The sequence below is a fragment of the Microbacterium invictum genome (assembly GCF_034421375.1).
GTDB lineage: Bacteria > Actinomycetota > Actinomycetes > Actinomycetales > Microbacteriaceae > Microbacterium > Microbacterium invictum_A.
Window position 1 is genome coordinate 1,921,005 of record NZ_CP139779.1, and the last position, 21,096, is coordinate 1,942,100.

Below are 21,096 nucleotides of genomic sequence, written 5' to 3' on the forward strand. Positions count from 1 at the left end.
TTACACCGTAGCGGTGCCGGGGCAGTGGCTCAGCAGCTGCCCACGTCGTGCGTGTGCATGCCGGCCAGGTGCCCCTCGCCGTCGAAGTCGGCGTAGACCTCCGTGAGGACGTGGTTGTGACAGACCTGACCGAGCAGGTGCCCGCCGATCCCGCCGCCGTCCTCGGCGTAGCCAGTGAAGGGGGTGCCGTCGGCGTTGACCAGCATCACGAAGGGGCCCGATGCCTTCTCGCCGGTGCTCTGTGCGTCGTCGTTGATCGTCATGATGTCGCCTTTCCCTGCGTGAGCGTGCACTCGTGCGCACACGAGGGAGAGCCCTGGAGCGGGCCGGGTGATACGCCGCGATGACGAACTCCCCCGAGCGCCCGCCGTCTGCGGGGCTCGGGGGAGTGAAGTCGCTCCGGGTGTCAGACCCCGAAGTACAGCTCGAACTCGAACGGGTGCGGGCGTTGCGCCATCGGCCGGATCTCGTTCTCGATCTTGTACTCGATCCAGGTCTCGATGAGCTCGGGCGTGAACACGCCGCCCTCGAGGAGGAACTGGTGGTCGGCCGCGAGGGCGTCGAGCGAGTCCTGCAGCGAGTTCGGCACCTGGGGGATGCCCTTGGCCTCCTCGGGCGGGAGCTCGTAGAGGTCCTTGTCGACCGGCTCGTGGGGCTCGATGCGGTTCTTGATGCCGTCGATCCCGGCCATCAGCTGGGCGGCAAAGGCCAGGTAGGGGTTACCTGAGGCATCCGGCGCGCGGAACTCGATGCGCTTGGCCTTGGGGTTGGAGCCCGTGATCGGGATGCGGATGGCCGCCGAGCGGTTGCCCGCCGAGTAGACCAGGTTCACCGGCGCCTCGAAGCCCTTCACCAGACGGTGGTAGCTGTTCAGCGTGGGGTTGGTGAACGCGAGGACCGCCGGGGCGTGCGCGAGGATGCCGCCGATGTACCAGCGGGCGATGTCGGACAGCCCGCCGTAGCCCTTCTCGTCGTAGAAGAGCGGCTTGCCGTCGTTCCACAGCGACTGGTGGGTGTGCATGCCCGAGCCGTTGTCGCCGAAGAGGGGCTTGGGCATGAAGGTCGCGACCTTGCCCCACTGCTCGGCGGTGTTCTTGACGATGTACTTGAACTTCAGGATGTCATCCGCCGCGTGCACCATCGTGTCGAAGCGGTAGTTGATCTCCTGCTGGCCGCCGGTGCCCACCTCGTGGTGCGCCCGCTCGAGCTGCAGGCCCGACTCGATGAGCTTGAGGCTGATGTCGTCGCGCAGATCGGCGGTCTTGTCCACGGGGGAGACGGGGAAGTAGCCGCCCTTGTACGGGGTCTTGTTGGCCAGGTTGCCGCCCTCTTCGACCCGGCCGGTGTTCCAGGCGCCCTCTTCGGAGTCCACCGAGTAGAAGCTGGAGTTCTGCTTCACCTCGTAGCGGACGTCGTCGAAGATGTAGAACTCGGCCTCGGGAGCGAAGAACGCGGTGTCGGCGATGCCCGTGGAGGCGAGGTACTTCTCGGCCTTCTTGGCGACCTGACGCGGGTCCTTGGCGTAGATCTCACCGTTGCGCGGGTTGTAGATGTCGAAGACCATCACGAGCGTCTTCGCCTCGCGGAACGGGTCGAGGTACGCCGTCGACACGTCGGGGATGAGCTGCATGTCGGACTCGTGGATGTTCGCGAACCCACGGATCGAGGAGCCGTCGAACAGCTGCCCGACGGTGAAGAACTCCTCGTCGACGGTGGCGGCCGGGATGTTGAAGTGCTGCTGCACACCAGGGAGGTCCGTGAAACGGATGTCGAGGAACTTGACGTCCTCGTCCTTGATGAACCGCAGCACCTCGGATGAATCACTGAACATGGAGACTCCAGAGGTAGGGCATCGGGAACTGCCGCCCGTCGAGCGGGCCTGGTGGCACGGTATCGGCAGGGGATTGCCCGACCGTGACACCTTTGTTTCCGGCATGTTACGCGCCCGGCGCGGGTAGGGTGGAATCGTGGTCGCCAGCGCACAGGACTATCCCGGAGAGCGGCTGGGGCGCCCCCGCGAGGGCGCCGGATCGATCGGTCGCCTCGGCCGCCGGGTGGGCGCGCTGTTCATCGACTACGGCGCCGCATACCTGATCTCGGGCTTCTTCGGCTGGGACGCCCTGGCGATTCTGCTGATCTTCGGCGCGATCCAGATCGTCTTCCTTCCGACCCTTCAGGGGAGCCCCGGGCACCGCATCTTCGGGATGCGACTGGTGCGCCTCGACGGCGGGTGGGTCGGCCTCTGGCGGCCGGTGCTGCGCACCATCCTGCTCATCCTCGTCATCCCCGCCGTGATCTGGGATGCCGACCAGCGGGGCCTCCACGACAAGGCGGCGGGCACCGTCCTCATCCGCGACTGACGTCGGCGGATGCCCTGGCTCAGCGGGGACGCGGGGCGCGCACGCGCTGCGGGTCGATGCCCTTCGGGATCGGGAGCGACGCGACCGACTGCGACACGGAGTCCATCCGCTTGATGACGGCCGCCATGGTGGCGCGGTCGATCTTCTTCGGGAGGGACTTGATGGCCGGCGCGAGCTTGCCGATCGGCACCTCGTCCGCGCCGTGGCCGACATAGAGCACGGTGACCGGAACACCGGATGCCACGCGCTGCGCCTTGCCGCGCTCTTCGTTGACGAGTCGGGTGAGGCGGCCGCGCGCCCCTTCACCGACGATGACGATGCCCCCGCGGCCGATCGCGCGGTAGACCGCCTCCTGGGTCTTGGGGTTGATGCCCACCGGCATCTCGGACGCACGCCAACGCCGGCCCAGCGCGCTGGAGAGCACGTAGCCGGTGGCGCCGGGCATGCCGTCGATCTTGCGGTACATCGCCTTCGTCGATAGTCGCGTCATCGACATCAGCGCCGCGAGGATGCCGAACATGAACCCCGTGACACCCCAGAGGATGATGCTCCAGATCGCTCCCGGAGGGATGAGCGCGCCGATCGCGACACCGAGCAGCGTTCCGCCGATCAGAATGCCGACGAGCGCCCAGGGGAGCCAGCGGTAGGCCTGAGCGGTGAAGGTGTACAGGGTGCGGATCTGAGAGAAGAACCCGGGACGCTTCTCGGGAGCGGTACTGCGTGCGGCCATGATTCCAGACTACCTTTCCGGTCCCCGCGACCTCTCCTGCACAAGGCGGGGAGAGAGCCTGTTCTCCACAGTTCGACGGTCGGTGAGAGAAGGGAAACGCGGTGCGGGGGAGTCTGGGGCGATGGCGATCGATTCGGCGCATGCCCTGCTGCGGTCCCTCCGACCGGTGCGGCGGGTGGATGACACCTCGGCGCCGTGGACCGGAGAGGTGGTCCGCGACCCCAGCGGTGACGCCTGCCTTCTGGTGGACGTCAACGAGCTCGGCGAGGGCTGGGCAGGATGGCGCATCGCGGATTCGGAGCACCTTCTCGCACCGCGCGACATCGTCCGCACACCGTCGGGTCATGCCGCACTGTTCCCCCTCTGCGCGGAACGGCTCATCGACGTCGTGCGGCGGCGTGTCGACGACCGCGATCCTCTGTCGGCGGGGGAGGCCCTGACCGTCGCGGTCAGTGTGCTGCGTGGCCATCTCGACGCCGAGACCGTTTCCGGCTCGGCGGAGGGGAGCTGGTGGCTCACCGACGATGGTCGCCCCGTGCTGGCACTTCGCTCCACCGGGGTCTCTGAGTCCGCAGAGATCCTGCGACTGCTCGCGGCCCGCTTCCCGTCCTGGGGCGAGGTTTTCGGCGACGTGCTCGCCGCGCTGGGACGGGAGCGTCTCTCGGATCGCGATGCGGGGAGCTTGGAGGAGCGGATGTTCGCGTTGGCTCAGCCGCAGCCACTACGCATCAGGGCGACGAGGGGGTCGCCGGCGATGCGGGACGCTGATCCCGGGGTCTCGGCCCGTCCGGTGGCAACCAGGATGGGGACGCGCGCCGCCGCTCGTGCCGCCGCCGGCGAAGCCCCGGGACAGGGGCTGCTCAGGCGCATCTCTACGCTGATGGACCGTGAACTGGGCGATGCGGTCTCGAAAGCGACCACGGGGGTATGGCGGGCTGCCCGAGAGCGAGGGCCTCGATCCCGCCGCCGCGGACTCGTCATCGCGGCCGGCGCGTCCGCGGTGGTGCTCGCCATCGGGCTCTCCTGGCCGAGCGACACGGAGCCGCCGTCCGCGGCCGAGCCCGTCGCCACGGTGTCGCAGACCGCCCCCTCGGCGCCCCTGCCGCAGCCCTCCGATGCCGCCTCCACCGCTCCGGCGGCTGCGGCGGCCGCCACGGATCTGGTGGCCCTGACCGACGGACTCCTGACCTCTCGGGCAGCCTGCGGGAGCGACCCGCAGTGCCTGGAATCGGTCATGGCTGATCCGGTGCGCGCGCTGCCGCCCGGGCCATCCGACCTCCCGAGCAGCGCGCGGACCGTGACGTTCCTCGACGATCTCGGGGGCGCCGCCGTGCTGCGGGTCGACGGGCACGCCACGGCGGAAGCCGCGTCTCAGCTGGTGATCATCGTGAAGATCGGCGAGCGGTGGCTCATCCGTGACATCCACGACGCGGGGGCGACACCGTGATCACGATGTCGCCCCCGCGTTGTTCAGATGCGCGGATCACATGCCGAGGTCGCCCTCGAAGTCCGCCTCTTCGAGACGGGCCTTCACGGCGCCGAGGAAGCGCGCGGCGTCGGCTCCGTCGATGACACGGTGGTCGTAGGACAGGGCGAGGTAGACGTAGGACCGGACCGAGATCGCGTCACGACCGTCGACCGACACGACGCCCGGGCGCTTGACCACGATGCCCGTGCCGAGGATCGCCGATTGCGGCAGGAACACGACCGGCGTATCGAACAGCGCACCCCGCGAACCGGTGTTCGTGAGCGTGAACGTGCCGCCAGCGAGCTCGTCGGGCTTCAGCTTGTTGTCGCGCGTGCGCGCGGCGAGGTCGGCGATCTCGTGGGCGATCTGCGCCAGATTCTTCGTCGCCGCGTCACGCAGGACGGGAGTGAGCAGACCGCGCTCCGTGTCCACGGCGATCGAGAGGTTCTCGGTCGGCGGGTACACGATGTTCGTACCGTCGACCGTGCTGTTGATGACCGGGAACGCCTGCAGCGCCTCCGCCGCGGCGAGGGCGAAGAACGGCAGGAAGGACAGCTTGTCGCCCGTCTTGGACTGGAACTCGCCCTTCACGCGGTCGCGGAAGCCGGAGAGCTTGGTGACATCCACCTCGACGACGGTGGTGAGCTGTGCCGTCGCCTGCATCGATGCCACTGCGCGCTCGGCGAGAACCTTGCGCAGACGCGACATCGGCTGGGTCGTCCCGCGCAGCGGCGAGACCTCCAGCGGGGTGCGGGCGGGAGCAGCGGGGGCCGACGGGGCGGCGGTCGCAGCCGGCGCCTTGGCGTCTTCGGCCGCCTTGAGGACATCCTCCTTGCGGATGCGACCGCCGACACCGGTGCCCTTCACGGATGCCAGATCGACGCCCTGCTGCTGAGCGAGGCGGCGCACGAGCGGAGTGACGTAGGCCACCTCGTCGTCGTTGGAGGACGCAGCCGCAGGGGCTGACGACGGCGCACTCGAGGGCGACGGCTCCTGCTCGGTGGCGACACCGGTCGAGACCGGCGCGTGCGCGACGACCTTCTCGGGAACGGGAGCGACCTCGGCCGGCTTCTGCGCGGGCGCAGGCTCGGCGGGCTTCTCCTCCGCGGCGGGCGCGGACTCGGCAGGCTTCTCCTCCGCCGCCGGGGCCTCCTGAGCGGGCGCGGGCGCGGCACCGTCGCCGATGCGGGCGAGAGCCGAGCCGACGGCGATCGTCTCGTCCTCTTGGACGAGGATCTCCTGCAGCACGCCCTTGACGGGGGAGGGGATCTCGGTGTCGACCTTGTCGGTGGAGATTTCCAGCAGCGGCTCGTCGACCTCGACGTTGTCGCCGACCTGCTTCAGCCAGCGGGTGACCGTGCCCTCGGTGACGCTCTCACCGAGCTCGGGAAGGACGACCTCGGTGCCGGCTCCGGCGGTCGCATCGGCGGGAGCGGCCTGAGCGGGCGCGGCCGGGCCGTCGTCGGCGGGGCCATCGGCGGGCTCCGCCTGTGCCGCCGGCTCCTCGGCCTGCGCAGGCTCCGCAGGAGCGGGTTCCTCCTGGGCGTCTTCCGGAGCCGGCTCATCGCCGCCGCCGGAACCGTCGCCGATCTTGGCGAGGACGGCGCCGACCTCGACGGTCTCGTCCTCGTCGACCAGGATCTCCTCGATCACACCGCTGATGGGGGAGGGGATCTCGGTGTCGACCTTGTCCGTGGAGATCTCGAGGAGCCCCTCGTCGGCCTGCACGGTGTCACCGACCTTCTTGAGCCAGCGGGTGACCGTTCCCTCTGTGACGCTCTCGCCGAGCGCGGGGAGGACCACGGATGTGCTCATGGGCTTGTCTCCTTCGGGGTTGCCGATGTCTTGTCTAGCTTAGTGATGCGCCCGCAGGACCGCGTCAGGTCCGCGGCGGCGCGACGTGCAATGGTCACAGCGCGTGCAGCGGCTTGCCGGCCAGGGCGAGAAAGGCCTCGCCGAGCGCTTCGCTCTGCGTGGGGTGGGCATGCACGAAGGGAGCGATGTCTTCGGGGTGGGCTTCCCACGCAACGGCCAGCTGGCCCTCGGTGATGAGCTCTCCCACGCGGTCGCCGATGAGATGGACGCCGATGACCGGTCCGTCCTTGAGACGGACGACCTTCACCAGGCCCCCGGTGCCGATGATCTCGCTCTTGGCGTTGCCGGCGAGGTTGTACTCGACGGACTGCACCGCGTCCGCACCGTGCACGTCGACCGCCCGCGCCTCGGTCACCCCGACCGAAGCCACTTCGGGGTGCGAGTACGCGACCCGGGGGATGAGCTGCTCGGGCACGACCACGGGGCTCTGCCCGGCGATCGTCTCGGCGACGAAGATGCCCTGCTGGAAGCTGCGGTGCGCCAGCTGGAGTCCCGGCACGATGTCGCCGACGGCGAAGACATGGGGGGCGCTGGTCTGGAGGCGCTCGTCGGTGACGACGAATCCGCGATCGAGGGCGACCCCGGCCTCTTCCAGACCCAGATCCGCCGTGACGGGGCCGCGTCCGACGGCGACCAGCAGGTAGTCCGCCGAGAACTGCGTCCCATCCTCGAGCGAGACGGTCACACCGTCGGCGGTCTGGGTGGCGGTGGCGAACCGGACGCCGAGCGAGAAGCCGATCCCGCGGCGGCGGAAGGCGCGCTCGAGCGCCTTGCTCATCGCGGCATCCTCGGCGGGCACCAGGTGGTCCAGCCCCTCGACGATGGTCACCTCGACGCCGAAGGAGCGCCAGACGCTGGCGAACTCGACGCCGATCACGCCTCCGCCGAGAATGATCACCCGCTCGGGGATCTCCTCCAGCTGCAGGGCCTGGTCGCTGGTGAGGATGCGGCCGCCGATCTCCAACCCCGGCAGCGTGCGGCTGTACGACCCGGTGGCCAGGACCACATCGGTACCGCGGTAGACGGTGTCGCCCACCCGCACCGCGGGACCGGCCTCGAGGCGCCCCTCGCCGTCGACCACGCGGATGCCGCGTGCCTTCAGCAGGCTCTGGAGTCCCCGGTACTTCTTCTCGACGATGCCTTCGCGGTAGGCGCGCACCCGGGCCGGGTCGATGCCGCGCAACTCCGCGTCGACCCCGATCTCCGCCGCACCGCGAACGACGTCGGCGACCTCGCCGGCGCGGATGAGGGCCTTGGTCGGGATGCACCCGCGGTGCAGGCAGGTGCCGCCCACCTTGTCCTTCTCCACGACGATCACGGACTTGCCGAGCTCGGCGGCGCGGAGCGCGGCCGCATAGCCGCCGCTCCCGCCGCCGAGGACGACGATATCCGCCGTGGTCTCCGACGTCGCCTCGGCGCTCATCGGGTGGCCTCGGTCTGCAGCAGACGCAGAAGACTGCGGACGGTCGCCCCGGTCGGGCCCTTGTCGGTGAATCCGAATCCGCCGCCCTTATTCATGCCCACCCCGGCGATGTCGAGGTGGATCCACGGGATGCGCTGCTCGCTGTCGGACGCGGTGCGGCCGACGAAGTGGCGGAGGAACAGGCCGGCGAAGAGCGACCCGCCCGCAGGGTCACCGATCTTGGCGTTCTGGAGATCGGCGATCGGCGAGTCGAGCTCGTCGACCATGTGCGCGGGGAGGGGGAGCTGCCAGGCGAGCTCTGCGACGTCTCCGGCAGCCGCGAGGTACCGCGCGACGGCCTCGTCGTCGCCCATGACGCCCGTGTGACGGGTTCCCAGGGCGATGGTGATGGCGCCGGTGAGGGTCGCCACGTCGATCAGCAGGTCGGGGTTCTCACGGCTGGCCGCCACCAGGCCGTCCGCGAGGACGAGACGCCCCTCGGCATCGGTGTTGAGAACCTCCACGGTCGTGCCGTCGGCGATGCGCACGACGTCACCGGGGCGGGTGGCGCGGCCGGAGGGCATGTTGTCGGCGACCGCGAGCCAGCCGGTGACGCGCACCGGCAGCTGCTGGGCCGCGGCCGCGCGGACGACCGCCAGGACGGTCGCGGCGCCGCACATGTCGTACTTCATCCCCACCATCGATGCCGCCGGCTTCAGCGAGAGCCCCCCGGTGTCGAAGGTGATGCCCTTGCCGACGAGCGCGACATGGCGCGTCGCACCGGAGGGCGAGTAGTCCAGGCGCACGAGTCGGGGCGGGCGGTCCGACCCCTGACCCACACCCAGGATGCCGCCGAACCCGCCCTCGCGCAGCGCGGTCTCGTCCCATACCGTCACCTCGACGGGAAGGTCCGCAACCTCCTCGCCCGCGCGGGCGGCGAGATCGGCGGGACCCAACCACTCCGCCGGGATCGAGACGAGATCCTTGACGAGGGCGACGGCCGACGCTGTGGCGGTGACCGCAGCGAGCGAAGCCGGGTCGAGGTCATCCGTCCCGCGCAGGATCACGCGATTCGCGCGGCGCTTGGGTCCGTCCGCCTTGTACCCGTCGAAACGGTAGCCGCCGAGGACGGCGCCCTCCGCGGCGGCGAGGAGGTGCTCGGCGGCGAAGGGCACGGCGACGACGACGGTGTCGAATCCGGTCAGACTGCGCAGGGCCGCGCCGACGGCGTCACGCACCGCTGCCGAATCCGGGGCGGCTCCCGTACCCACGACGGCGAGCGGTCGCGGGGTCACATCGGGTGCGTAGACCCGTTGGAACGAGCCGGGCGAACCGCTGAACCCGGTCGCCAGGAGTGCGTCTTGCAGGCCCGGGAAGTCCGCCAACGATGGGGCGGCATCGCCCTCGACCGGGGGCAGCGCGATGACGACGGCGTCTGCGTCGATCTCGGAGAGGGGGGCGGAACGGTATTCGAGGTCGGGGAACGACATGGGTTCCATCCTAAGGAGCGGTGTTCGCTGTCAGCGGCAGGGGCCCGGCTCGCGGTGTCGCTCCGACTCGTAGCATGGAGCCATGCCTTACGCCGGTCCTCTCTACGAGCGCTCGGTCTCCGCCCCGACTGTGCCGGCGGGCCTTCCGCTTGTGATCGCCCTCACCGGCTTCACCGACGCCGGGGGAGCGGTGGCTCGCCTGATCGAGTACATCCGCGACGATCTGGACCCCATCCCGCTGGCCGTCTTCTCCAACGACGTGCTGCTCGACTACCGTGCGCGCCGGCCGATCGTGACCTTCGAGGCCGATCACCTCACCGACTACCGTCCGCCGCGGCTGGAGCTCTCGCTCGCACACGACGCCCTGGGCACGCCCTTCCTCGTCCTCGCCGGCTACGAGCCCGATTTCGCGTGGGAAGCGGTGTCGGATGCCGTGCTCGAACTCGCCGACACCTTCGCCGTAGCCTCTGTCACGTGGGTTCACGCGATCCCCATGCCGGTGCCGCACACGCGCCCGATCGGCACGACGGTCAGCGGCACCCGCAGCGAGCTGACCGAGGCGCACTCGGTGTGGCAGCCTCACACCCAGGTGCCGGCGACCGTCGCGCATCTGCTGGAGTACCGCTTCGCCGCCCGCGAAGCCGCCGTGTCGGGGTTCGTCCTGCTCGTGCCGCACTACCTCGCCGACACCGAGTACCCCGCCGCCGCGCTCGCGGGCCTCGACAGCATCGCGGTCGCGACCGGGCTCGTGTTCGACGGCGACGGTCTGCGCGAAGAGAACCGCGAATACCTGACGAAGGTCGAGGAGCAGGTCGCGGGCAGCGACGAGCTGTCGCGGATGCTCCAGGGACTCGAAGAGCGCTACGACGCCTACATGGCGGGCGCGACGAACGCGACGCCCATCCTGCACACCGGCGACCTCCCGAGCGCGGACGAGCTCGCGGCGGAGCTGGAGCGATTCCTGGCGTCCCGGCCGAACAGCGACGAGGACAAGCGCCCCTGACGGCGTCCGAGGGAATTCCCCTCCCTCTCGCGTCGTTGTCTCCTGAGGGTGCGTCCGGGGATTCGTGGGGTGTACGGATGCGGACCGCCCGGACAGATGTGAGACAATGGACGTTCTGACCCATTGTCGTCCCCCGTCCGCTGCCCTGCGTACGGGAACGGGACTTGACAAGGGTCTTACTAGTGTCCGAAAGATACCGCCGCGGCGCTCCGCGTTCGTGACGGTGAAAGGCGAACCGTGACCGCAGGCACGAAGACGACGAACCGCAGCACCAAGGACACCGACACCGCCGACACGGTCGAGGAGGTCGAGACCGCCACCGCGGCGCCCGCGAAGAAGCGGCCGGCTGCGAAGAAGGCTCCCGCCAAGAAGCCCGCCGCCAAGGCTCCGGCCAAGGGCGCCAAGAAGACCGACGCCGACGACGTCGACGACGAGATGGACGACGTCGAGCTTGACGCCGATGACGAGGTCTCGGGCGACGACATCGATGACACCGACGAGACCGACGCCGAGGCGGACGCCCCGGCCCCGAAGGCGGCGGCCGCCGCCACGACCGAGGGGGAGTCGGAAGAGGACGAGGAGGAGAACACCAAGCCGGTGTTCGCCGAGCCGCTTCCCACGGGCGCCATCGTCATCTCCAACGACGAGGACGACATCCCCGTCTACTCGACGCAGATCACCGGCGCGACCGCCGACCCGGTCAAGGACTACCTGAAGCAGATCGGCAAGGTGCCGCTGCTGAATGCGGCCGAAGAGGTCGAGCTGGCGATGCGGATCGAGGCGGGTCTGTTCGCCGAGGAGAAGCTGTCCCACATGTCGGCGGCCGAGAAGGCGTCGCAGCTGGGTCTCGACCTGCAATGGGTCGCGCGTGACGGTCAGCGCGCCAAGAGCCACCTGCTCGGCGCCAACCTGCGCCTCGTGGTCTCTCTGGCCAAGCGCTACACGGGCCGCGGGATGCAGTTCCTCGACCTGATCCAGGAGGGCAACCTCGGTCTCATCCGCGCGGTCGAGAAGTTCGACTACACCAAGGGATTCAAGTTCTCCACCTACGCGACGTGGTGGATCCGTCAGGCGATCACGCGCGCCATGGCCGACCAGGCCCGGACGATCCGTATCCCCGTGCACATGGTCGAGGTCATCAACAAGCTCGCCCGCGTGCAGCGGCAGATGCTCCAGGACCTGGGTCGCGAACCCACGCCCGAGGAGCTCAGCCGCGAGCTGGACATGACCCCCGAGAAGGTCATCGAAGTGCAGAAGTACGGCCGCGAGCCGATCTCGCTGCACACTCCGCTCGGTGAGGACGGCGACAGCGAGTTCGGCGACCTGATCGAGGACACCGAGGCCGTGGTCCCGGCCGACGCCGTGGGCTTCACCATGCTGCAGCGCCAGCTCGAGTCGCTGCTGGACTCGCTGAGCGAGCGCGAGGCGGGCGTCATCCGCATGCGCTTCGGCCTCGGCGACGGCCAGCCGAAGACCCTCGACCAGATCGGCGACACGTTCGGGGTGACGCGCGAGCGCATCCGTCAGATCGAGTCGAAGACGATGGCAAAGCTCCGCCACCCGAGCCGTTCGCAGTCGCTGCGGGACTACCTTGAGTGAGCGGTCGGACGCATGACCGGTGAAGCGAACGACGGCAAGGCCCTCACGGTCACCGTCGACGGGGCTTCGTTCGCCCGAATCCCGATCCGTACGCGCGTCGTGATGCCGGGGGACGACCTCGATGCGTTCGTCTGCGAGTACGCCGCGAGCCTGGTCCGGCCCGATGATCTGCTGTTCGTGACCGAGAAGATCGTCGCGATCACCCAGGGTCGGTCGTACCCGCTGGACGAGATCCAGCCGCGACGGCTCGCCCGGTTCCTGTCGCGCTACGTGACCCGGACCCCGCACGGGATCGGTCTGGGCATGCCCGAGACGATGGAGATGGCCCTCCGCGAGTGCGGCACCCCTCGCATCCTGCTCGCCGCCGCCGTCTCGGCGGTGACGAAGGTGTTCGGCCGGAAGGGCGACTTCTACCGGATCGCCGGCGACAGGGCGCGTGCGATCGACGGGCCCACCAGCGGCACCATCCCGCCGTACAACAAGGCCGTGGTGCTCGGGCCGGATCGCCCCCGCGAGGTGGCGAAGCGCGTGAAGGATCTTCTCGGAGGCGTTCCCGAGGTCGCGGTGGTCGACATCAACGACCTGGGTGGCAACATCCTCGGCTCGACCGTCGACAAGGCACGCGAGAAGCAGCTCGTGGCGATCCTGAAGGACAACCCGCTCGGCCAGGGTCACCAGTCGACCCCGCTCGGTATCATCCGCGCAGTCTGACGCGGCGGACAGCGGCCCTCAGCCGAGGATCGCGGTCGCGGCCAGCAGCACCGGGATGCATCCGATCGTGGTGAGGAATACGGTATCCCGCGCGATCGCCTCACCGACGTCGAAGCGCTGGGCGTAGTTGAACACGTTCTGCGCGGTCGGAAGAGCGGCGAGCACGACGATGACGAGCACGTCGGCGCAGGGGAGCGCGAACACCACGGTTGCGACCACCCAGGCGATCGCCGGCATGACCAGCAGCTTCAGCGTCGATGCGAGGATCACGTCGCGCCGTCGCCCGTGGGCTCCGAGGACGCGCTGCCCGTACAGCGACAGGCCGTAGCTGATGAGCAGCACCGGCACGCAGGCGTTCGCCACGAGCGCGGCCGGAGCCATGACGACCTCCGGGAGCTCGAGTCCGCTGATCGAGACCGCCGCGCCGAGCGCGGAGCCGATGACGATCGGATTGGTGACGACGCGACCGACCGTCTTCCCGAACGACGAACGCCCGGATGTCACGGCATCGAGGATCGCCATCGTGATCGGCGTGAAGACCAGGAGCTGCAGGAGGATGACCGGCGCCGGGAACGCCGCATCGCCCAGGAGGTAGAGCGAGAGGGGGATGCCGATGTTGTTGGAGTTCACCTGGCCTGCGCTCAGGCTCCCGATCGTCGTCTCGGCGACGGACCGGCGCCACACCAGGCGGGCGATGACGGCGTAGACCGCGATGACCGCCACGGCGGCGATCGCGGACACCGGCAGAAGCGACGAGAAGAGCGTTCGCACGTCGGCCTCGGCCAGGACGACGAAGAGCAGGAACGGCGACAGGACGAAGAAGGTCAGCCGTGCCAGGACCGGGCGCGCGTGCTCGCCGAGCAGGTTGATGCGCCCGAGGATGTAGCCGATGAGGATCGCGACACCCACCACGACGAAGCCGGTGAGAGCCGTGAGCATCCCTCGATGCTAGTGCGGCCGAACTCTCACGCCGGTCGTACCCGGAGCCAGACGACGCCGTGCGCGGGGAGCATGAGCCCGCCCGTCAGGACGACGGGGGAGTGCGAGACGATGTCGCTGGCATCCGGTCGGAACCCCGAGAAGGTGTCCGGCTCGATCAGGACGGTGGAGTCGCCGACGTTGCCGAGCACGAGGACCGTCGATTCGACGTCCACGCGCTGGAAGCCGACGACCTGCGGAAAGGGAGTGCGGAACGGCACGAGCGGATTGCTCGCAGCGAACTCGGGGGAGCGCTGCCGGGCGTGGATGAGCGCCTGGAGCCGGGTGGCGATGCGTCCTGCGACGGTCGACAGATCGTGGCGGGAGGCGTAGGCGCGCTCGTCTCGTCGCGGGCGGTGCACCCAGCGGCTGTCATCGGCGTGGGCCGGGTCGTCCCGGTAGCCGTAGTCGTTGAGCTGACCGACCTCGTCGCCGAGGTAGATGAGCGGGATCCCGCCGCTGGAAAGGGCCAGAGCGTGGGCGAGGATGACGCGGTCCTCACCGCCGGGGTCCCCGGCCTCGATGCCTGCGAGAGAGGCCGTCGTGCCGGCGACACGGGCATCGCCGGTCTTCGGGTTCTCCTGGAAGGGCTCGCCGCGCGAGAAGGTGCCCTCGAACCTTCCGACGTAGAAGTCGTTGAGGAACCGCCGATGCGGGTAGCCGTCGATGCCGAGCTCGGCCGCGTCCTCGTCGGCGAAGGTCCAGCCGATGTCGTCGTGGCTGCGGACGTAGTTCACCCACGACGTCCCGGGCGGCAGCGCGTGGCGCTCCTCGAGCGCCTTCTGCAGCAGCCGGGCATCGCGGGTGGCGAGGGCTTCCCAGCCGAGCGCCATCTGCAGCGGGTTGTACGACAGCTGACACTCGTCGGGGGAGATGTACGTGATCACCTCGTCGGGGTGGACGATCGCCTCGGATTTGAACAGCACCGAGGGCGCCGCGAGTCGCAGGACCAGGTTGAACGCGCGCAGGAGCAGGTGGGCCTCGGGAAGCGACTCGCAGAGCGTCCCCAGGCGCTTCCAGATGAACGCGACGGCGTCCATGCGAAGCACCTCGACGCCCTGGTTGGCGAGGAACATCATCTCCTGCGCCATGGCCCGGAACACCCGGGGGTTGGCATAGTTGAGGTCCCACTGGAAGTGGTAGAAGGTCGCCCAGATCCAACGCCCGTCGGGCAGCTGCACGAACGCGCCCGGGTGGTCGTCGGGGAAGATCTCGCGCACGGTCTCCTCGTACCGGTCCGGCATCGTGCGGTCGGGGAAGATGAGGTAGAAGTCCTCGTAGTCGGGGTCGCCCGCGACGGCCTTTCGGGCCCACTCGTGCTCATTGCTGGTGTGGTTGAAGATGAAGTCGAGCACCAGCGAGATGCCCGCCGCGCGGAGGTCGGCCGACAGGGCGGCCAGATCGGCCATCGTCCCGAGCGGCGGGTCGACCTTGCGATAGCTCGAGACCGCATAGCCGCCGTCGTTGTTGCCCTCGGGGGAGTCGAAAAGTGGCATGAGGTGCAGGTACGTCAGCCCCAGCTCCTGGAAGTACGGGATCTGCGCGCGGATCCCGGCGAGGGTGCCGGCATAGCGGTCGACGTAGCAGACGCCTCCCAGCATCCGCTCCGACAGGAACCAGTTCGGGTGCGCCGTGCGCTGGGCGTCGAGCTGCTTCAGCTCCGTCGGTCGATCGCGCCACCCCGCGGCGGCCGCCGCGATCACCTCGGCGAGGGCCTCGCGTCCGTCGTCGCGATCGCCGTAGAGCTGCGCGAACAGGCCGTGAAGCTCGGGCAGCGTCGCCGTCAGACGTTCGTCGAAAGCGGGATCGGCATCTCCGAGGACGGCACGTGCAGCCGCCCGGGCGGCCTCGAGATCGAACGAGGGATCAGGACTGAGGCGTGTCATGGCGCTCCACATCGACGGGGATCACGTGGATCGCATCGTATCGCTCACGTGGCGTCGGCCTGACACCTCGGACACCACCAGGTGCGCCGGCGGCCGGGATCATCCGGGACCTCGGCGGCGACCTCGATCCTCGTGCCGCACCGCAGACACGGACGACCCGCCCGACCCACGACCCAGTGCGTGGACCCCCGTGCGCGATTGCCGGTGGTCACCTGGTACATCGCGGGGACCGTGGCTGAGACGCGGAGACAGCGGGCCGCGAGGTCGACGAGCGCGGCGATGTCGGTCCTGCCGATAGGCGCGAAAGGATGGATGCCGCGGAGGAAGGCGAGCTCGTTCACCCACAGGTTGCCGAGCCCGGCGAGGTTCGCCTGATCGAGAAGGGTGGCGACGGTCGGCCTGTCGGGCCGCCGTGACAGGCGTCGCGTCGCCTCCGCGGCATCCCAGTCCGCGCGAAGCGGGTCGGGACCGAGCCGCTCGCGAACAAGGCGTTCCTCGGCGGTGGGCGCGTGCTCCATGACCGGCACGTCGATGCCCCAGAGCGTCGCTCCGTCATCCAGGGCGAACCGGCAGCGCACACGATGCATCTCGGCGCGCGGGATCGGACGCCGGGTCACCGACCATGAGCCTTGCATCTTCAGATGGGTGTGCAGCGACCAGCCGTCGTCGAATCGTGTGAAGAGGTGCTTGCCGTGGGTGTCGTACGACACGATGCGTCGGCCGTCGAGTTTCGTCCCGGCTTGGCTGCCGGAGCGCAGTTCGCCCGCCACGATCGTCCGACCGGTCGACGCGGCGTGCAGGCGACGTGCCAATCGGTAGACGCTGTCACCCTCGGGCATCACGCAAACCCTAGGCCCACCGGCGGACACCGAAGATATCACCGATAATGCACATTATGTCAGTTCGAGCGTGACGGGCTCGAAACGACGCTCACAGCACGCTCCCCCGGGAAGGCTCAGCGATCCACCCGCACCGCGTCGTAATCGGTTGTGGGCGTCGGCGGGGTCCCGAACCGGGCGTTCGGCAGATAGAGATCCTGCCGGTACGCGGCCACCGTCGTCGGCACGCGGAATGCGTCGCTTGTGATGACGTTCTCGAGCGTGCCCGACCTGCCCTGGACATCGAGGCGGAACTCGGCGACCTGATTCAGCCTGTTCTGCACGACGTAGAGCGTGCGGTTGACGACCAGCAGGCCGTCGCCGTTCACCAGCGAGTATCCGCCCAGATCGACCGCAGTGGCGACGCCCGACTCGGGGTCGACGCGGAAGAGGGTGCCCGTGGCCGACTGGACGACCAGCAGCGCCTGGCGATTCGGCGTCAGCGCGATGCCGTTGGCGTTGAAGCCCTCCTGCTGCACCCACTCCCCCGTGAGCGGCAGCGTGACGATCTCAGAAGGGTCGGGCAGATCGCCCGATCGCGGGATCGGGAGGAAGTACAGTTCCGCCGCCGACGAGTTGGTGAACCACGCGCCATCTCGTGTCAGGACGACGTCGTTGATGAACCCACCGGGCGCCGTGAGCTGGTACCGCGCAAGCTCTTCGCCGGTCGATGCATCGATGACGCGGGCGACACCCGTGGGTCCGCCGGAGATGAACAGTCTTCCGCGCAGGTCGACCTTGAGCCCCGCGGCGGGGATGCCGGGACCCTCGCTGATGACCACGCCCTCGCCGGTGCGCACGTCGGCTGCGTAGATATCACCGTCGACGAGCGAGCCGAAATAGGCGGTTCCACGATTGTCGATCGCGATGCCCTCGGGCTGGAACCCGTCGGGAAGCGGGATCTGGTCGACCGCCCCACCGCGAGAGGCCGGTGGGGCCGCGACCGCACCGGTCACAGGAAGTGCGGCGAGAAGCCCCGCGAGAGCGAAGGCAGGAAGGACGAGGGCGAAGCGTCGGCGCGTCATGGGCCAAGGCTAGGGTCGGTTCAGGGCACTGCGGGCCGAGATGAGAAAGGTCTCAGAGATGCCGGCGCGGCCTGGTTGACTGGGCAGAGCTGTCGAACGGGAGAACTGATGCCGTCACCCCACCACACCCTCGGTCGAGTCGTCGTCGCGCCGGAGGTGAGCGACGCCGTCGCCCGCGGCATCCCCGTTCTCGCGCTCGAATCCACGATCTTCACCCATGGACTCCCCCGACCCCGCAATCTCGAGGTCGCCCGGGAAGCCGAGGACCACCTGCGCCGTCGCGGCGTCGTTCCCGCGACCATCGGTGTCGTCGACGGGCGCCCGACCGTCGGCCTCTCCCCCACCGAGATCGAACGACTCTCGAGCGAGGACGGGGTCGTCAAGGTGAGTCTTCGTGACCTCCCCGTCGTCACCGCCAAAGGCTTGAGCGGAGGGACGACCGTCGCGGCAACCGCATTCCTCGCAAGCAGTGCAGGCATCCGCGTGTTCTCGACCGGTGGTCTCGGCGGTGTCCACCGTGACGCGCAGCAGACTTTCGACGAGTCGGCCGACCTGCCGACCCTCGCGAGCCTCCCGCTCGTCGTCGTGAGCGCCGGGGTCAAGTCGATCCTCGACATCCCGTTGACCCTGGAACGCATGGAGACCTTGAATCTCACGGTCGTGGGGTATCGCACCACCGATTACCCCGGGTTCTACATCGCCGACTCGGGGCTCGACATCGAGTACTCCGCCGACTCCGCCGCCGAGATCGCCGACATCGCGCGAGCCCGCGACGCGCTGGGGATCGTCTCGACCCTCCTCGTTGCCCGGCCCGTCGACGCCGACCATCAGCTGCCGCCCGATCTGCACGACGCCGTCCTGGCCCGCGCGCTGGACGCCGCCACGACGGCCGGCGTCACAGGCCACGACACCACGCCGTTCCTGCTGGACTATATGCAGCGCGAGACCGGGGGCCGGAGCCTCGACGTCAACGTCGAGGTGTATCGCGGCAATGTCGCTCTCGGCGCCGAGATCGCCGCCGCGCTGGCCGGCGCCGACGGATGTTGACGGTCGTCGGGGACCTCCTCGCCGACGTGGTCGTCCTCGGCACCTCGACGCTCGAGCGCGGCACCGACAACCCGGCGACGATCACCCACACCCGGGGCGGGAGCGCGGCCAACGTCGCGGCGGCGGCCGCGCCCGCGACATCCGTCCGTTTCATCGGCAGGGTCGGATCGGATGCCGAGGGCGAGGCGCTCGTCCATGAGCTCGAGCGCTCGGGGGCCGAGGTGCGCGTGCAGCGAGCGGGACGGACGGGGTCGATCGTCATCCTCGTCGACGAATCCGCCGAGCGGACGATGCTCACCGATCGCGGGGCGGCGGCGGAACTCGGTCCGATCGATCCCGGATGGCTGGAAGGCACCGACTGGCTGCACCTCCCGCTCTACGGCTTTACCGATGCGCTCTCTCGAGCGGCGCTGCTGAGCGCCGCGATGTGGGCGCGAGAGCGGCACGTGCCGCTCAGCCTGGACGTGTCGAGCGTGGCGACGATGCGGGCGCTGGGGGGCGAGGTGCTCAGCGATCTGCTCCTGCGCCTCTCTCCCGCCGTGGTCTTCGCCAATGTCGAGGAAGCGGTTCTTCTCGATGAGTCGGAGGTCGTCGTGCCCGGCGGGACGGTGTTCGTCGTCAAGCGCGGTGCGGAGCCCGTGCAGCTCCGCCAGGACCACGGCATGACGGAGGTTCCGGTCGACCGTGTCGAAGGGGTGCTCGACAGCACCGGCGCCGGAGACGCCTTCGCCGCCGGGTACATCGTCGCCGCGCTGCGCAGCGAGGATCCCGCCGCATGCGCGGCCTCCGGGTGCGCCTTCGCGCGCGAAGCACTGCTGCGCCCGGGAGCGCTGTAACCCGCGGGCGCGGATGCCCGCGCCGCCGCGCCGACCTAGCCGGTCGCGAATCCGCCGTTGACCTTCAGCAGCTGTCCGTTGATCCACGACCCCTCCGCCGAGAGGAGGAAACGGACGGTGCTGGCGATGTCGTCGGGTGTGCCGAGCCGCCCCGCCGGGGTCGCGTCGTACGTCCACCGACGGATGTCGTCGTCCATCCAGCCCGTGTCGATCGGGCCGGGGTTGATGACGTTGGCCCGCACGCCCCGTGCGCCCAGCTCGGCGGCCGCCGCGATGACGATGCGATCGAGTGCGCCCTTGCTCGCGCCGTAGGGAAGGTTGTGAGCGGTGTGGTCACTCGTCAGGGCGATGATCGACCCCGCGACCTCTCCGGGCGGGGCACTCTGCGGCAACCGTTCGGCGAAGGCCCTGATGAGAAGCCAGGTCGCCCGGGCATTGACGGCGAAATGGCGGTCGAAGCTCTCGACATCCGTCGTCAGGATCGAGCTGTCGACCGACTCGCAATGCGACATGACGAGGGCACGAAGCGGACCCGCAGCAGCGGCCTCGTCCATCACTCGCTCCGGGACCGCAGGATCGGACAGATCGCCACGGACGACGGTGACCGTGACGCCGTGCGCCCGGCACTCGTCCGCGATGTCGAGAGGATCGGATGCCCCGCGGTCGAGCCCCACACGCTCGTCGTAGTCGTCCCAGTGATTCAGAACGAGGTTCCACCCATCACGGGCCAGACCGAGCGCGAGCCCTGCGCCGATCGAGCGGCGCCGGCCGACGCCGGTGAGGAGGGCGGTACCCGGCGGCGACGGAGGGCTCATCCTTCGAGCCTACGGTCCCGCCGGGTGACGTCAGAGTCCCGCTGCGTCGTCGGGACGGCTGGTCGACTGCCGGGTGACCCGCTCGTTGGTCGCCGGATCGACCGTGGTGCGGCTCACCGATTCGGTGTTGCGGCGACGGGCGAGCAGCACGATGCCGATGAGGAAGACGAGCGCACCGGCGCCCATCAGGATGTAGCCGATCATGTCGAGGTTGACCCACTCGACCTGCACATTGACGGCGAAGGCCAGGATGGCTCCGATGGCGAAGAGTGCGATACCAGCACCGATACTCATGGGTCTCCCCTTTCCGGGTATGCGAGGGCGTTGCCCACCCAACACTGTGGACTGTCTGAGACCTCGGCCGCACCCTCTTGACACGGCAGGACTCATGCGGCATGTCGGAGGCACCGCATAGGCTTCGGGCATGACTCCGGTGATCTTCCACACGGCGACGACGCTCAACGGATTCCTGGCCGACGACGCCGACTCGCTGGAATGGCTCTTCGCCACGCCGGGGGCGGACGAGGCCGAACAGGACTTCTCGGCGTTCCTCGAGACCGTCGGCGTCCTCGTTATGGGATCGACGACCTACGAGTGGGTCGTCGAGCACGAGGACCTGATCGCCCACCCCGAGAAATGGACGGAGATCTACGGCGACCGGGTGACCTGGGTCTTCACGTCGCGAGCACTCCCCCGCATCGACGGTGCGGATGTGAGATTCGCAACCGGCGCGGTCTCCTCCGAATGGCCGCAGCTCCAAGCGGCCGCGGCGGACCGGGCGGTCTGGATCGTCGGCGGCGGCGACCTCGCAGGGCAGTTCGCCGACGCGGGACTGCTGTCCGAGATCCGCGTGTCGCTCGCGCCGGCCACCCTCCCGTCCGGGCGCCCCCTCCTCCCCCGGCGGATCGGACCCGACCGGCTCCACCTCGAATCGGTGGCACGCGCGGGGCAGTTCGCCGAGCTACGGTACTCGGTCAGGCCGACCTGAGCGGC

The 21,096-nt window shown here is 69.3% G+C and carries 20 protein-coding genes; 8 read left to right on the forward strand and 12 right to left on the reverse strand.

Annotated elements, in window-relative coordinates:
* Nucleotides 1-29: 29 nt before the first annotated feature.
* Both T9R20_RS09305 and glnA read right to left on the reverse strand, forming a co-directional pair.
* Nucleotides 30-263 (reverse strand): hypothetical protein, encoded by a 234-nt coding sequence (locus T9R20_RS09305; RefSeq protein WP_322409046.1) that lies wholly within the window; start codon nt 261-263, stop codon nt 30-32.
* Between the two features lie 143 nt (nt 264-406).
* Nucleotides 407-1,831 carry a type I glutamate--ammonia ligase gene (glnA, locus tag T9R20_RS09310; protein WP_124293277.1) on the reverse strand — a complete coding sequence of 475 codons (1,425 nt, stop codon included), beginning with the start codon at nt 1,829-1,831 and terminating at the stop codon, nt 407-409.
* Nucleotides 1,832-1,967: 136 nt separating this feature from the next.
* Between glnA and T9R20_RS09315 the strand changes: the two genes are divergently transcribed.
* Complete coding sequence (locus T9R20_RS09315; protein WP_124293268.1) at nt 1,968-2,360, forward strand: RDD family protein; 393 nt, start codon at nt 1,968-1,970, stop codon at nt 2,358-2,360.
* 19 nt (nt 2,361-2,379) lie between these two features.
* Here the strand turns inward: T9R20_RS09315 and T9R20_RS09320 are convergent, their stop codons facing one another.
* A complete protein-coding gene (locus T9R20_RS09320) occupies nt 2,380-3,090 on the reverse strand; it encodes a DUF4191 domain-containing protein (protein WP_322409047.1) in 711 nt (236 codons plus the stop codon).
* A 121-nt stretch (nt 3,091-3,211) separates the two neighbouring features.
* Here T9R20_RS09320 and T9R20_RS09325 point away from each other — a divergent pair, with 121 nt between their 5' ends.
* The gene (locus T9R20_RS09325) at nt 3,212-4,537 is read left to right on the forward strand and encodes a hypothetical protein (protein WP_322409048.1); all 1,326 of its coding nucleotides are present in this window, start codon (nt 3,212-3,214) and stop codon (nt 4,535-4,537) included.
* Between the two features lie 36 nt (nt 4,538-4,573).
* Here T9R20_RS09325 and sucB read toward each other — a convergent pair whose 3' ends face one another.
* The 3 genes from sucB to T9R20_RS09340 all read right to left on the reverse strand — a co-directional run bounded on the left by sucB (nt 4,574) and on the right by T9R20_RS09340 (nt 9,325).
* Complete coding sequence (gene sucB / locus T9R20_RS09330; protein ID WP_322409049.1) at nt 4,574-6,373, reverse strand: 2-oxoglutarate dehydrogenase, E2 component, dihydrolipoamide succinyltransferase; 1,800 nt, start codon at nt 6,371-6,373, stop codon at nt 4,574-4,576.
* Between the two features lie 94 nt (nt 6,374-6,467).
* Nucleotides 6,468-7,856, reverse strand: coding sequence for a dihydrolipoyl dehydrogenase (gene lpdA, locus T9R20_RS09335; RefSeq protein ID WP_322409050.1), 1,389 nt, complete (start codon nt 7,854-7,856; stop codon nt 6,468-6,470).
* Complete coding sequence (locus tag T9R20_RS09340) at nt 7,853-9,325, reverse strand: leucyl aminopeptidase (protein ID WP_322409051.1); 1,473 nt, start codon at nt 9,323-9,325, stop codon at nt 7,853-7,855. The genes lpdA and T9R20_RS09340 overlap by 4 nt, the downstream gene beginning before the upstream one ends.
* Before the next feature lie 82 nt (nt 9,326-9,407).
* Here T9R20_RS09340 and T9R20_RS09345 point away from each other — a divergent pair, with 82 nt between their 5' ends.
* From T9R20_RS09345 to T9R20_RS09355, 3 genes are all read left to right on the forward strand, one after another.
* Nucleotides 9,408-10,328: a PAC2 family protein gene (locus tag T9R20_RS09345; RefSeq protein WP_322409052.1), complete on the forward strand. Its 921-nt coding sequence runs from the start codon at nt 9,408-9,410 to the stop codon at nt 10,326-10,328.
* 237 nt (nt 10,329-10,565) lie between these two features.
* Nucleotides 10,566-11,927, forward strand: coding sequence for an RNA polymerase sigma factor (locus T9R20_RS09350; protein ID WP_322409053.1), 1,362 nt, complete (start codon nt 10,566-10,568; stop codon nt 11,925-11,927).
* 12 nt (nt 11,928-11,939) lie between these two features.
* The gene (locus T9R20_RS09355; RefSeq protein WP_322409054.1) at nt 11,940-12,638 is read left to right on the forward strand and encodes a coenzyme F420-0:L-glutamate ligase; all 699 of its coding nucleotides are present in this window, start codon (nt 11,940-11,942) and stop codon (nt 12,636-12,638) included.
* Nucleotides 12,639-12,656: 18 nt separating this feature from the next.
* Here the strand turns inward: T9R20_RS09355 and T9R20_RS09360 are convergent, their stop codons facing one another.
* From T9R20_RS09360 to T9R20_RS09375, 4 genes are all read right to left on the reverse strand, one after another.
* A complete protein-coding gene (locus T9R20_RS09360; RefSeq protein WP_322409055.1) occupies nt 12,657-13,577 on the reverse strand; it encodes an AEC family transporter in 921 nt (306 codons plus the stop codon).
* A gap of 26 nt (nt 13,578-13,603) precedes the next feature.
* Nucleotides 13,604-15,502, reverse strand: coding sequence for an alpha-amylase family protein (locus T9R20_RS09365; protein ID WP_322409056.1), 1,899 nt, complete (start codon nt 15,500-15,502; stop codon nt 13,604-13,606).
* Between the two features lie 44 nt (nt 15,503-15,546).
* Nucleotides 15,547-16,341, reverse strand: a complete 795-nt coding sequence (locus tag T9R20_RS09370; protein ID WP_322409057.1) for a DNA-formamidopyrimidine glycosylase family protein — start codon at nt 16,339-16,341, stop codon at nt 15,547-15,549.
* A gap of 116 nt (nt 16,342-16,457) precedes the next feature.
* Nucleotides 16,458-17,405, reverse strand: a complete 948-nt coding sequence (locus T9R20_RS09375; RefSeq protein ID WP_322409058.1) for a hypothetical protein — start codon at nt 17,403-17,405, stop codon at nt 16,458-16,460.
* A gap of 108 nt (nt 17,406-17,513) precedes the next feature.
* Here T9R20_RS09375 and T9R20_RS09380 point away from each other — a divergent pair, with 108 nt between their 5' ends.
* Nucleotides 17,514-18,452 (forward strand): pseudouridine-5'-phosphate glycosidase, encoded by a 939-nt coding sequence (locus T9R20_RS09380; protein ID WP_322409059.1) that lies wholly within the window; start codon nt 17,514-17,516, stop codon nt 18,450-18,452.
* Nucleotides 18,449-19,288 (forward strand): carbohydrate kinase family protein, encoded by an 840-nt coding sequence (locus T9R20_RS09385; RefSeq protein ID WP_322409060.1) that lies wholly within the window; start codon nt 18,449-18,451, stop codon nt 19,286-19,288. Before T9R20_RS09380 ends, T9R20_RS09385 begins: the two co-directional genes overlap by 4 nt.
* Nucleotides 19,289-19,323: 35 nt before the next feature.
* Here T9R20_RS09385 and T9R20_RS09390 read toward each other — a convergent pair whose 3' ends face one another.
* On the reverse strand, nt 19,324-20,103 hold the full coding sequence (locus tag T9R20_RS09390) for an SDR family oxidoreductase (RefSeq protein WP_322409061.1): 780 nt from the start codon (nt 20,101-20,103) through the stop codon (nt 19,324-19,326).
* Nucleotides 20,104-20,133: 30 nt separating this feature from the next.
* Complete coding sequence (locus T9R20_RS09395; RefSeq protein WP_322409062.1) at nt 20,134-20,397, reverse strand: DUF6458 family protein; 264 nt, start codon at nt 20,395-20,397, stop codon at nt 20,134-20,136.
* A gap of 130 nt (nt 20,398-20,527) precedes the next feature.
* Here T9R20_RS09395 and T9R20_RS09400 point away from each other — a divergent pair, with 130 nt between their 5' ends.
* On the forward strand, nt 20,528-21,091 hold the full coding sequence (locus T9R20_RS09400) for a dihydrofolate reductase family protein (protein ID WP_322409063.1): 564 nt from the start codon (nt 20,528-20,530) through the stop codon (nt 21,089-21,091).
* The last annotated feature ends 5 nt before the right edge of the window (nt 21,092-21,096 follow it).